This window comes from Sphingomonas vulcanisoli, assembly GCF_011761305.1.
Lineage (GTDB): Bacteria > Pseudomonadota > Alphaproteobacteria > Sphingomonadales > Sphingomonadaceae > Sphingomonas_I > Sphingomonas_I vulcanisoli.
The window spans coordinates 131,277-143,734 of the sequence record NZ_JAAOZC010000007.1; the positions used below are offsets into that span (position 1 = coordinate 131,277).

Here is a 12,458-nt window from a genome sequence, read left to right on the forward strand (position 1 = left end):
GGTGTCTGACTTCAGCGGTGCGAGACCGCTTCTTGGGGAGGTTCCGCAAATGGCACGGTTCACGAATGACCCCGCGTGCGGGAGGTCGTAATAGATAAAGTTCGAGGCCGCGTCGTATTTGATGCTAGCGATCTCCTGGCGACTTTTGAGTTCCCACTAACGTATAAGCGGTGACAAATGCTTTGGTCTGGCTTCGGTCATTATCGCTCGTCAATCTTATCTATCCTGTGGCTAAGCGCGGTTCTCAACGTGCTCACGCTCGCTGGATCGATCTACATGATGCTGGTCTATGATGTCGTACTCCCTAGCCACAGCATCTCGACCTTACTTGGCCTGCTGCTGATGGTGGCCCTCGCTTACAGTTTTCAGGCCGGCTTCGATCTGCTGCGTACGCGCACACTTTCTCACCTGGGAGCAGCAATCGAGACTGATTTCGCGCCGCTCATTTACCGAATCATTTCCACATCGGCTCTCCGCGGCCGCCCGCAATCCGAAAGCCTGCAACCCATTCGCGACATGGATCAAGTCCGCGGCTTCCTTTCGGGCAGTGGGCCGTCCGCTCTGATGGACCTTCCCTGGGTGCTCTTTTTTCTAGCGGTGTTATCTTTTTTTCACATCTGGCTAGGCGTAACCACACTCGTCGGCGCGCTGTTGCTCATTGCCCTCGCTTTTCTCACGGACATCAAGAGCCGTGCGCCGGCACGTCTCGCCACCGAATTTGCCGCGCGCCGTAGCTCTGAGACCGAAGCCATTCGGCGCCACGCCGAAGAAATTAAGGTAATGGGGCTGGGTGGTCGCGCCGAAAACAGCTGGCTCGCGGTTAACCGCCATTATCTGGCGACACAGCAGCAACTCGCTGACATCTCGACCGGCCTCGGCGGTATCGGCCGCATAGCGCGTATGCTGCTGCAGTCGACGGTGCTGACGGTCGGTGCGGCGCTGGTGATCGACAATAAGGCAAGTGGCGGCGTGATCTTCGCCTCCTCGATCCTTAGTGCCCGCGCGCTGGCGCCTATCGACCAGAGTATCGGAAACTGGCGGATTTTCATATCGGCTCGGCAAAGTTGGCGACGGCTTGATGCGCAGTTTGCCGCGCTGCGCCCATCGCCTTCGCCAACCTCGTTGCCCCCACCCGAGAAGACTTTGGCGGTGGAGCATGTGACGTTGATGCCGCCGGGCGCCCGTGTGCCAACGGTGATAGATGCGAGCTTCACGCTGAACGCTAAGGACGCTGTGGCTGTGATCGGGCCGAGTGCGGCTGGGAAATCAACACTCGTGCGCGCGATCACCGGGGTTTGGCCGCTCGCCAGTGGACAGGTTCGTCTTGATGGTGGTGCGCTTGATCAGTGGTCGTCGGATGCACTCGGGACACATATCGGCTATCTTCCACAGACGGTCGAATTGATGGAAGGCACTGTCGCGCAGAATATCGCGCGGTTTGAGCCCGATGCGCCTCCCGAGTTGATTGTCACCGCTGCGCGTACCGCGCGCGTGCACGACCTCATCCTTCGCCTAGAGCATGGTTATGACACGTTGGTTGGCCCTGACGGCAACGCACTTTCGGCGGGCCAAAGGCAGCGTATCGCACTCGCACGGGCGCTTTATCGCGATCCATTTCTGATTGTGCTCGACGAGGCCAATAGCAACTTGGATGCCGAAGGCGAACAGGCGCTGATTGAGGCGATTTTCGCTGTTCGCCGGCGCGGCGGCATCGTCATCACTGTCGCGCACCGACCGAGCATGCTGCGAGCGGTCGATCATGTGTTGGTTATGGGGGAGGGTCGCGTGCGGGCATTCGGTCCCAAGGCTGAGGTGATGGCCAAACTTAATAAACAAGCCCGTGCCGCCCAGGCTGCCGCTCCGTTGGTGCAGACTTGAACACCCGCGAGCAACTCGCGATCCGGGCGGGAAACCTTGAACCGCAGATCGAGCTTGCGCGCTATCGCCAGCTAACGCGGATTGTATCTGGCGGCTTCTTCGTGACTATCTTCGTGCTCGCCGCCGTTTTGCATTTGCAAGGCGCGGTGATCGCATTTGGCGAGCTCAATGTTGCGACTAAGGTTAAGAAGCTGACCCACCCCACAGGCGGTGTGATTGCCGCAATCAATGTGCGTGATGGAGATCATGTCAGCGCGGGTCAGGTGCTGATGCGCTTTGACACCAACATCACGAGCGTCGCTGCCGAGGCAACTGGCAATAGTCTCGATCAGATGCTGGCGACGCAGTCGCGTTTGGTTGCTGAGCGAGATGGAGCGGCGGCGGTGGACTTTCCCGTCCGCTTGCTGGCCAATGCCACGCCATCGACCCGCCAGGCGATTGCAGAGGAGCGCAACCTATTCTTCCTCCGCCGCAACGCGCGAGCAAGCCAGCGTGCTGAGTTGGGGCACAAAATCGCCGAGGCGGAACATCAGATCCGAGCGTATCAAGCTCAGATCGATGCTTCGGATGCACAGGGCATACTTATCGCACCCGAACAAAAAGGCCTTGAGGATCTTTACCAGAAGAAATTCGTGACGCTGAGTCGAGTCAATGAACTCAAGCGCACCGCTGTCGCTCTCAAAGCAAACTCGGCGTCACTCAGGGCGCAGATCGCTCAGACTAGGGCGCAAATTAGCGATTATCGCCAGCAGATGATCCAGCTCGACCAGGATGCGCGAGCCCAAGCGGGTAATGAGCTAATGACCGTCAATCAACAAGTCTCCGAACAAACGGTCAGGAAGGTTAATGCCGCGGACGCGTTTGATCGCAGCAGTATCCGCGCCCCGCAGGCAGGCATAGTCGATAAGCTGGCTTTCAATACAGTTGGTGCGACCGTGGCGCCAAATCAGCCCATCATGGAACTGGTGCCGAGCAACGATCGAATGACTGTCGAAAGCAAGATCGCCGTCAACGATGTCGATAAGGTGCGTACCGGGCAGACAACCGAACTGCATTTTACCGCGTTCAACACACGCACAACGCCTACGCTGCGTGGCATTGTGCGCACAGTCTCCGCAGACAAACAGAGCGACGAACGGACCGGAACTACCTTTTACACAGTGTTGATTGAAATTCCTCCAAATGAGATCAAAAAGCTGGGTAATGTGCAACTCGTGCCAGGCATGCCCGTCGAAGCCTATATCCAGACGTCGGGCCGATCTATGTTATCCTTCTTGCTGAAACCGATTGCGGATCAGTTCAGCCGCTCGTTTCGCCAAGATTAAGCCTCGAACGAAAACGGAGCAACGGCGCTCTACCAAGCGCATATCGCCATTCACCTACCCAACGTGCTGGCTGCCTTTTCGAGCGACGGTTGGGAATTGAAATGGCGGGCGGGCCCGCGATGGCCGATAGGGGCAAAGATTCAGCGAAAGCGGACCATCGGGGGCGTGCGGAGGCGGCCCATGTTATGCCCGAAACTTGACGTCCTCCCTGTTTTTTTCATCCGTGGTGAGTGAGAGTTTTCCGGCCCTTTGAAGCCTGCGGGCAAGGAGCTGGGACATGAAGAAGACGCGCTACACGGAAGAGCAGATTGCGTTCGCGCTGAAGCAGGCGGAGACGGGCACGCCGGTCGCCGAGGTCATCCGCCGGATGGGCGTTTCGGAGCAGACCTTCTATCGTTGGAAGAAGGTGTACGGTGGGCTTGGCGTGGGTGAGTTGCGCCGGGTGAAGCAGCTCGAGGACGAGAACCGCAAGCTCAAGCAGCTGGTCGCGGAACCGCGAGCGCCAGCCGGCAACGTCAGCGCCCAACGAGATGTGGTCGATGGACTTTGTCTCGGACGCGCTGTTCGATGGTCGCCGTCTGCGGGCGCTGACGGTGGTCGACGCCTTGACGCGCGAGGCTCTGGCAATCGACGTCGACCAGGGCATCAAGGGTGAGCAGGTGGTTGCCGCGATGGCGCGGATCACGGCGGTCCGCGGTGCGCCGAAGACCATCCGAGTGGACAACGGGCCGGAATTTATCTCGAAAGCGCTCGACCGGTGGGCCTATGAGAACGGCGTCACGCTCGACTTCTCGCGGCCGGGCAAGCCGACTGACAACGCCTTCCTGGAGTCGTTCAATGGCCGCCTGCGCGACGAGTGCCTGAACAGCCACTGGTTCCTCTCGCTGGCAGATGCACGGGTCAAGATCGAGGCCTGGCGACGGGACTATAACGAGAGCCGACCTCACACGGCTCCTGGCTGGCTGACGCCAGCCGAATATGCTGCATCCGCCGGGATTAATCCCGGCGGATACAGGCCGGAAGCTCGCATCGCGCCCGAATGAGAAACCGACGGACCGTCAATTGGTTGGCAATCTCTGCTCCGCGGATTGATCTAAGTGCGTAACTGTTTACCGTCTCTTTCGACCGAACCTATTTCGCAGCTGAGGGGAGCTGAAAATGGCCATTGGGAATGCCTTCTATGGAGCCGTAAATGGGCTCCGAGTATCTAGTTCTTACCTTTACAAGGTAAACGCGGCAGCGATTAGCTACTCAACCAGCACCGTTAATAATGGAATCTCTACGATTTCGACCACGTTTGCCTCGGGAACCATTTCATCCTATTCGCAATTATCTTTCGTCGGAACGGTCGCGATTACCCTCAACTCCGTCAACGACTTCATTACCGTTGGTAATAATAGCTATGTGGTATATGGAGTTAGTTCCGACGGACAGGATTTGATCTACGGCTCTGTGGCCGGTCCGTCTTTCGAAACTTATGTACTTTCTAACTCTGGCAGAGCTCCGAATGGGCCGGTCAGTTTCACAAGTACAAGCGGAGTCTACGTTGCGGCATCTGGACCAGCCATTACAGCGTTGGCGTTACCGTCGGTCGTAAATGTCACGCACGATGCATCGACTTCGTTTGGCGTTAGCGCGGCCGACGTCGGTTCGTCCGTTGCTCGTGTAAGCATTACGTTGGATCATGCGATCCAAACCGCAGCAGGCAGCACAACCACTCTCAATTTTTTAGACACGGTCGATAGCTTCTCGGACGGCTCATCCTCGTTGGTGCAGCGACTGTCGTCACTAAATGGCGCTGGGACTTATTCGATCGCAAGCCTTTCAGTAACCGACAATGCAGGAAAGGTGGCTCAATATACCGGAGCGTCGCTAGCGTCGTTTGGTTTGCCAACGACCTTTACGCTTACGAAGCATGCGGTTGCGGCCGACTTCTCAGGCGACGGCCACTCGGATATCATGTGGCAGAACGTAAGCGGTGCTGTCAGCGAGTGGACGGTTGAAGGCAATGTTCTGTCTGACCAGCTCCACACGGGCGTGTTTAACTCTCCCGTGCCTGCTGGTTGGTCGATTGTTGAGAGCTTCGACATGAACGGCGATGGCGTGTCCGACCTGCTTTGGCGCAATCCAACTGGCGCTGTTTCCGTCTGGGATGGGACAGGAGGCGGTGGCTTCCAAGCCGGTGCATACAATAGCACGGCATTGCCGGCCGATTGGCATGTTGCTGCGGTTGGCGACTTCAATGGCGACGGTCGAGACGACATTCTGTGGCGGCAGGAAGGTGGCGCTGTTTCCCTCTGGACCTCCACGGGAACTGAATTCCAGGCGGGCACTTATAACACCAGCGTCCCGACAGATTGGAAGATCGAAGGCGCTGCCGACTTTAACGGCGACGGCAAATCCGACATTTTGTGGCGCAATGCGTCGGGCGAATTCTCTACTTGGCTGAGCACGGGCACCGGCTTCCAGATCGGCGCCTACGACAATACCGCAGTGCCGACCTTATGGCACATTCGCGGCCTCGCCGATTTTAACGGCGACGGCAAGGATGACATTCTTTGGTACAGCGACACAGGCGCAGTGTCGGTGTGGACGTCGAACGGCACCGGGTTCGATATTGGCACGATCAATGATGCTGTGCCGAGCAATTGGACGATCGCCGCCGTCGGCGACTATAACAACGATGGGAAAGCGGATATCCTTTGGCACAGCGATACCGGTCAGACTTCCATCTGGGATGGCACCGGCACAGGCTTTATCAAGGGTGTTGCCAACGCCAATATCCCAACTGATTGGCACGTCGTAGCGCACGACTTCCTGCTTTAGGAAAAATAGTTCATTGGACGCTTCCGCTTAATTTTCGGATCGAGTAATTGCATAGCTAATATTTTAAACAGCGGAATATTCTTTCAGCGTTCGCGTTCTCTTCTGACCAACTATTGCACTAATCAACGCGGCCACTCGTCTGCTAAACAGATCAATGAACGCTCCGTCAAGAGAACTTACCCGTTGTTTAGCTGATGGAATGCCGATTGAATCATGGGCTGCCCCACTTGATCGAATTGATTGAGCCCGAATCCCGTGGCCATGCGTTCGACGCCAATGATAATCAGAATTCTTATCGCCGCAGTGCTCGTTTCGTCGGCTTCTGCCGCAGGCGCACAAACAGCTCCGACCCAAACTACGTCGGCCGTCCAGGCTGAGCGTGCCGCAAAAGCCGGACGGTCGGTCGAAAGCGGCACCTCATTTAATTCGCTGCAAGCCGAACCGCTGGCTACACCGAGCCAAAGCGTAAACGTCAATGCCCCTGACAGTGCGCGCGCGTCGCAAGGACCGATCCCGACCCCCTTCCAGGGCGGAATTCGAACTCCCTGGAATCCACGCTGATGGGTTTCTCGTTCACCGACAGCTCACCCGGGCTGTTGGGCACGGTCGCTATCGTCCTGCTGATCGGCGTCGCAGTGACCGTTGTCGTTGTGATGCTACGGCTAGGAAAGATGGGCCGCGATGATGTGGTCGATGGAGAGGGTGACCACCCTGACCTCCTCGGCTGAACGACAACAAAGTTGACGCTCGGTAGCTGCCACCCTGTCATAGAGGGTATTGCCTGCGTCGGCCTTTTCTTCGCCTGTTCGCAAGGATGCGGCGCAGCGCAGCCCAATCTCCTCCGGCAAGGCTCGACGATATTTCTCTCGAATGCTCAAATTCGGGTCGGCTTCGATCTCGCGAAGGGCGGCTCAATTACATCGCTGTCGCGCGTTCCGGAAAACATAAATGTCATCAACGATCACGATCTTGGCAGGCAGGTTCAGCCAACCTTTTATGCGGGTCCGAAGCCCTATGGGATGCCCTCTCCAGATTGGTCTGGCTGGGGCTGGGACCCAATCGAGAGCGGTGATGCCTATGGGCAATGGATCGAAGGTCGCCGCCTGGTGTTACAAGGGCAGTACGCTCTTCATCCGCACGGTGCCCCTGCAATGGGCGCTCAGGGGTGTACCATGCGAATGCACGATCGAGAGCTGGATCATGCTGGATGGCAACAAAATCCATGTGCGCGGTCGGCTGATCAATCATCGCTCCGACCTTCGCCAGTTTGCTTCGGACGAACAGCAAGAGCTCCCAGCAGTCTACACAACAGGCAGGCTGCGGCGCGTAATCGCTTATACGGGGGACAGGCCGTTTACCGGCGACAAGCTTACCGAGCTGCCTACGACCTTTCCCTGGACCACGTGGCGAGCAACCGAATCGTGGTCTGCCTTGGTAGACGCATCTGGATGGGGCGTCGGCGTGATCAACCCCGCGACAATTTCATTTGGCGGTGGTTTCAACGGACCTAAAAAAGACGGTCAGCCAGCGGATGCTCAGACAGGCTTTATCCGTCCTGGGCAGCCTGAGGTGATCGACCATAATATCGTCCTGCCGTACCACTACACGCTGGTGCTGGGCACCGTTCCCGAGATCCGGGCGGAGGCCACCAAGCAACGGATAGCCGATCGCCGGCCAGACGTCCGTTTCGTCAGTGACCGTCAACACTGGACGTATATCAATGCCCGCGATTCGGGATGGCCGATAAAGGGTTCCCTCAAGGTCGATACCACCTCCGGCACCTCAGAATTGGTGTCTTCCCCGACCTTTTTTCCTGCCTTGGCAGTGCAATCGATTTTTGTCGCGGGGGCTTTTTCAGGCAAGGCCGGAGCCGTGAGGCTTTACTGGGCGACTACGGTCTCGCCGATGTTCTCAGTCGATAATCTGTGGCTGTTCCCGTGCAGTCCGATGGCAAGATGCGGACCTATCGGTTCGCCGTAGGGGGCAGATCGGGCTGGAAGGGAGCCGTTACAGCTCTAAGATTCGATCCGCCGCCAGGGACCGTGGGCAGCCGGGCCGAAATCTGCGCAATCTCCTGGAAAGTGGTTCGCTGCTGACACGCGGCTATTTTGGAGGCTGCGTGAAGTTAGGACACTTAAGCTTCGCGACGGTTGGCCAACTGGCGCTGCATTGAGGTCAACAAATTTTCGAATAACGGGCGAGTGGCGAAAAAATCGAGGTGATGGTCATTGCCGCCCGCCGAACCAACCCATTGCGGATCAACCGTTCCATCGGTGCCTAGCGCGGCGTTGAAATCATTCCAGAAGCTAAGGGTTGTCTGCTCGACGCCACATGCCAGCAGCTGATTAAATAATGCGTGGTGACTTGTTCGCTCTGACAAGTTGGGCACGGTAAGTCCCCTGACGCTTTGCCGGACGGAATCCAGTGTGCCCGGGTTTTCAATGTCAACAACATGCGCGTTCGCATAGCCGTCCCGCCAGCTTGCATCTGATAAGGTTGGCGGGAATATTGTCGCAACGTAGGAAGACGCCGGTGCGACTGACATCAGGAAGGCTAGGTAGCGATCTACGGTTTCCCTAGAAAAATCGGCGAATGCTTCCTCGTCAAAGTGCTTTTCGCGCCGCTCGATCCGCTTAAATACCGAGACGAACTCCACGTCCACCTGGCCGAACTTAAATATTACAGGTGGAGCAACGGTCTTGGGCAGCGTGGCGAGCCAACCAAGTAGACCTTCAATCCTCTGCCGATATTGCGTGCGGCCGTTGGGATTCGAAAGCCCACGCGCGGACCCAGCGCTGAACAGACAAACGAGGGGCAAGACCCAGCCATCATAACAGAGCGGCGTGCGTCGATAGAGACCCGTGTGGCTGTCGCCGATGACTATAATCGGCTTTGCGCCTAGCTCGATGAGCTTATCGACTTTGGCCCAAATTGCCGGGAGTGCCAAATCCAGCTGGTCGCCGAATCCATTGAAATAACAATCGGATAGCGCTGCTATCACCTCGATCGGATCGGATGCATCAAATGCCGTTGGATTCAATTCGATCGGGAATTGGCGTCTCTCGCGCGCGCCGTAACTTAGAAAATGTAGGAGCGGGCCGGCACTGGTATCGGGATGGGCATCAGCATACGATCCAGGATCAAAGCCGGCACATGACCACGAATTATCATCCTGCATGCTGTCTCAACATGGTTTGGCGGCTCTCGATACGTGCGCAGGGCGTTGTCAGATCAATTTCCCACGTTCAGCGCTGGTAGCAAGGCCCGATGCCGCTACAAAGCTATGCGAGACAGCCCCTCTAACCGGTTCAACTCATCGCCCGAGATCATCAGGATGGTGATGATGCTCTATGTGCGGTTCCCGCTCTCGATCCACAACGTCGCGGACCTGCTTTCCCAGTACGGCGTCGACATCAGCTACGAGACGGTCCGGTTCTGGTGGAATCGCTACGGTCCGCTGTTCGCCAGCGACATCCGACCGCCAGCGAGTCAGCCGCATGCGTGGCTTCCGGCATTGGCGCTGGCACCTCGACGAGCTCTACGTGAAGATCAACGGCGAGACGCACTGCCTCTGGCGCGCCGTCGATCACGAGGGTGAAATCCTCGAAAGTTACGTCACCAAGACCAGGGACAAGAAGGCGGCGCTGGCCTCATCGAGAAGGCGCTGAAGCGCCGCGGCTTGCCGGAGCGCATCAACACTGATGGTCTGGGATCGTACAAGGCAGCGATGCGAAACCTCGGCAACGCCGAGAAGCAGGAGGTCGGTCGCCATGCCAACAATCGAGGGGAAAACAGCCACCTGCCCTTCCGACGAAGAGAGCGGGCGATGCTGATATTTCGACAAATGAAGTCGTTGCAGAAATTCGCCTCGGTCCACGCCAACGTCCACAACCACTTCAATCTAGAACGCCACCTCATCGACCGAACCACCTGCAAGCGTCGCCGCGCAGCCGCATTGGCCGAGTGGCAAAAGCTCATGGGTCAGGTCCCTGCTCTCAAAGACTGACCCCATCGTGTGGAGACGAGTTCGACTTCGTCTGACAGCACATCTGAGAGGCATTGGCCGGAGCTAATGCGCAGTGTCTTGGCCGCCATCAAGTCCGACCAATCTTTGCTGGATGGTCTTCATCAGAGGCAGCGGGGTGTCCAGAAAATGCTCGCAATGGTGGGCGGCCATCCAGCCGATCGTTCGCCGTCCGGCGAACCCTGCAAGGCGCGGCCTGGAGACGCCGGCAAGGCGATAGGATTGCGGCATCACGGTTATTCCCAAGCCGGCGGCCACCATCTGCAGCACGCGGTCATCATTGGTCGATCGCAGCGCGAAATGCGGTCTGACGCCGCGCTCGGTGAAAAAGCGGCTCGTTTCCGAAAGTGCCTCGCAATGGCGCCTCACGATCATGATCTCGTTCGCCAGCTTGTCCGCCGAAATGTCGGAGTGCGTGGCCAAAGGGTGCGTAGCGGCCATGGCCAGCGCATAGCCTTCGGTCATGAAGGCGCGCTCGGCAAAGCGATCGGTTCCGCGGTCGACCAGGGTCAACGCCAGGTCCACGCGGCCTTTTGCGATGTGCCCCACGATCTCGCGTTCGCTTCCAAAGATCAATTCGAAGCGATGCGACTCTCCGGGACGAACCTGCGCGACGCTATCGGCTACGGGGCTGGTCGGGATGCTGCTGAGGACCGCGAGCCGAAACGAGGGAAGTTCGGCAGAAAGCGCCATCGAACGCGCCGCGGCGTTGAATGCCCCTTCTATGCGGCGGGCGTGAACGAGGAAGGCGCTGCCGGCGGCAGTTAGCTCAACCCGCTGGTTCGAGCGGATGAAGACCGGCCGGCCTAACAATCGCTCCAGTTTCGCGATGCCGACCGAAAGGGTGGGCTGAGCGACGTTGCAGGATTCCGCCGCCCGCGAAAAATTGCCCTGATCGACGACCGCGAGAAAATAACGGAGAAGGTAGCGATCGAGCATCCACATGCCTTGCGAGCGTTAGCTATATAGATACTGATAATACACTTGATACGCCACGTTCAATTTTCCTTATCGGCTTGAGGGGCTAATATGCCGGCAAAATGGGAGAGCGATGTGAGCAGTTTCGATTTCGCGCTGGGCGAATCCGCCGACATGATCCGCGAGGCCACCGCGCGCTTTTCCGCCGACCGGATCGCGCCGCTGGCCAAGGCGATCGACGAAAAGGATTGGTTTCCGATCGAGCTTTGGCCTGAGATGGGCGCGCTCGGCCTGCATGGCATCACTGTGCCGGAGGAGGATGGCGGCCTAGGGCTCGGCTATCTCGAACATGTCGTGGCGCAGGAGGAAGTGGCGCGAGCGTCGGCCTCGATCGGGCTTTCCTATGGCGCGCATTCCAATCTCTGCGTCAATCAGATCCGCCGCTGGGGCAATGCGGAACAGAAGGCAAAATATCTCCCCAAGCTGATCTCGGGCGAGCATGTCGGCAGCCTTGCCATGTCAGAGGCCGGGGCGGGATCGGACGTGGTCTCGATGAAGCTCAAGGCCGAGAAGAAGGGCGATCGCTACGTTCTGAACGGCACCAAATTCTGGATCACCAACGCGGCTTATGCCGACACGCTCGTCGTCTACGCCAAGACGGGAGAGGGATCGAAGGGCATCACCACCTTCCTGATAGAGAAGGGCTTCAAGGGTTTCTCGATCGGGCAGAAGATCGACAAGATGGGGATGCGCGGCAGCCCCACTGCCGAGCTGGTGTTCGACGATTGCGAGGTGCCGGAGGAGAATGTCATGGGGCCGCTCAACGGCGGTGCCGGCGTTCTGATGTCGGGTCTGGATTATGAGCGGACGGTGCTTTCGGGCATCCAGCTCGGCATCATGCAAGCGTGCCTCGACGTAGTGCTGCCTTACGTCCGCGAGCGCAAACAGTTCGGCAAGCCGATCGGTGCGTTCCAGCTGATGCAGGCCAAGGTGGCGGACATGTATGTCGCGCTCAATTCAGCGCGGGCCTATGTCTATGCAGTGGCGAAGGCGTGCGACGCGGGGCGGACGACGCGCTTTGATGCCGCGGGCGCAATTTTGCTGGCGAGCGAGAACGCGATGAAGGTCTCGTTGGAGGCGGTGCAGGCGCTGGGTGGTGCGGGTTATACCAAGGATTGGCCGGTGGAGCGGCTCATGCGTGATGCCAAATTGCTCGATATCGGGGCGGGGACGAATGAAATCCGGCGGATGCTGATCGGGCGCGAGTTGGTGGGGGCGGCGGCGTGAAGCCCCTCCCCTTCAGGGGAGGGGTTGGGGTGGGGGATGCCGCTGCCGCCCAGCGCAACCTCGCCCGACTGGGGGCCGCCCCCCCCCCCCCCCCCCCCCGGGGGGGGGGGGGGGGGGGGCGGGCCCCCCCCCCCCCCCCCCCCCCCCCCCCAAACCCACCCAAAAACAACACCACCGCCCCCCCCCGGGGATTGACGCCC

9 protein-coding genes and 2 pseudogenes are annotated in these 12,458 nt (G+C 58.6%); 8 read left to right on the top strand and 3 right to left on the bottom strand.

The window, feature by feature from the left end; translation table 11 throughout:
• Positions 1-177: 177 nt before the first annotated feature.
• The 4 genes and pseudogenes from FHS31_RS13225 (at position 178) to FHS31_RS13240 (ending at position 6,029) form a co-directional block, all read left to right on the top strand.
• Positions 178-1,878, top strand: coding sequence for a type I secretion system permease/ATPase (locus tag FHS31_RS13225; protein WP_167074276.1), 1,701 nt, complete (start codon positions 178-180; stop codon positions 1,876-1,878).
• Positions 1,875-3,203, top strand: a complete 1,329-nt coding sequence (locus FHS31_RS13230) for an HlyD family type I secretion periplasmic adaptor subunit (protein ID WP_167074278.1) — start codon at positions 1,875-1,877, stop codon at positions 3,201-3,203. Before FHS31_RS13225 ends, FHS31_RS13230 begins: the two co-directional genes overlap by 4 nt.
• Before the next feature lie 277 nt (positions 3,204-3,480).
• A pseudogene (locus FHS31_RS13235) lies at positions 3,481-4,246 on the top strand (IS3 family transposase).
• A 115-nt stretch (positions 4,247-4,361) separates the two neighbouring features.
• Positions 4,362-6,029: an FG-GAP repeat domain-containing protein gene (locus FHS31_RS13240; RefSeq protein ID WP_167074280.1), complete on the top strand. Its 1,668-nt coding sequence runs from the start codon at positions 4,362-4,364 to the stop codon at positions 6,027-6,029.
• 176 nt (positions 6,030-6,205) lie between these two features.
• Here the strand turns inward: FHS31_RS13240 and FHS31_RS13245 are convergent, their stop codons facing one another.
• A complete protein-coding gene (locus tag FHS31_RS13245) occupies positions 6,206-6,505 on the bottom strand; it encodes a hypothetical protein (RefSeq protein WP_167074282.1) in 300 nt (99 codons plus the stop codon).
• Positions 6,506-6,589: 84 nt separating this feature from the next.
• Between FHS31_RS13245 and FHS31_RS13250 the strand changes: the two genes are divergently transcribed.
• Complete coding sequence (locus FHS31_RS13250; protein WP_167074284.1) at positions 6,590-6,757, top strand: hypothetical protein; 168 nt, start codon at positions 6,590-6,592, stop codon at positions 6,755-6,757.
• 343 nt (positions 6,758-7,100) lie between these two features.
• A complete protein-coding gene (locus tag FHS31_RS13255; protein ID WP_167074286.1) occupies positions 7,101-8,009 on the top strand; it encodes a hypothetical protein in 909 nt (302 codons plus the stop codon).
• Positions 8,010-8,163: 154 nt separating this feature from the next.
• Here the strand turns inward: FHS31_RS13255 and FHS31_RS13260 are convergent, their stop codons facing one another.
• Positions 8,164-9,207: a hypothetical protein gene (locus tag FHS31_RS13260; RefSeq protein ID WP_167074288.1), complete on the bottom strand. Its 1,044-nt coding sequence runs from the start codon at positions 9,205-9,207 to the stop codon at positions 8,164-8,166.
• Between the two features lie 105 nt (positions 9,208-9,312).
• On the opposite strand from FHS31_RS13260, the pseudogene FHS31_RS13265 reads away from it, so the two are divergent.
• Positions 9,313-10,035: pseudogene (locus FHS31_RS13265) on the top strand (IS6 family transposase).
• 63 nt (positions 10,036-10,098) lie between these two features.
• Here FHS31_RS13265 and FHS31_RS13270 read toward each other — a convergent pair.
• A complete protein-coding gene (locus FHS31_RS13270; RefSeq protein ID WP_167074290.1) occupies positions 10,099-10,992 on the bottom strand; it encodes a LysR family transcriptional regulator in 894 nt (297 codons plus the stop codon).
• 114 nt (positions 10,993-11,106) lie between these two features.
• On the opposite strand from FHS31_RS13270, the gene FHS31_RS13275 reads away from it, so the two are divergent.
• On the top strand, positions 11,107-12,258 hold the full coding sequence (locus FHS31_RS13275; RefSeq protein ID WP_167074292.1) for an acyl-CoA dehydrogenase family protein: 1,152 nt from the start codon (positions 11,107-11,109) through the stop codon (positions 12,256-12,258).
• Positions 12,259-12,458: the final 200 nt, after the last annotated feature.

What these genes read in the sequence shown, in the direction of transcription:
- FHS31_RS13225 (WP_167074276.1), top strand. Translation starts at nt 178, where the DNA reads ATGCTTTGGTCTGGCTTCGGTCATTATCGCTCGTCAATCTTATCTATC.
- FHS31_RS13240 (WP_167074280.1), top strand. Translation starts at nt 4,362, where the DNA reads ATGGCCATTGGGAATGCCTTCTATGGAGCCGTAAATGGGCTCCGAGTA.
- FHS31_RS13250 (WP_167074284.1), top strand. Translation starts at nt 6,590, where the DNA reads ATGGGTTTCTCGTTCACCGACAGCTCACCCGGGCTGTTGGGCACGGTC.
- FHS31_RS13255 (WP_167074286.1), top strand. Translation starts at nt 7,101, where the DNA reads ATGCCTATGGGCAATGGATCGAAGGTCGCCGCCTGGTGTTACAAGGGC.
- FHS31_RS13260 (WP_167074288.1), bottom strand. Translation starts at nt 9,207, where the DNA reads ATGCAGGATGATAATTCGTGGTCATGTGCCGGCTTTGATCCTGGATCG.
- FHS31_RS13270 (WP_167074290.1), bottom strand. Translation starts at nt 10,992, where the DNA reads ATGCTCGATCGCTACCTTCTCCGTTATTTTCTCGCGGTCGTCGATCAG.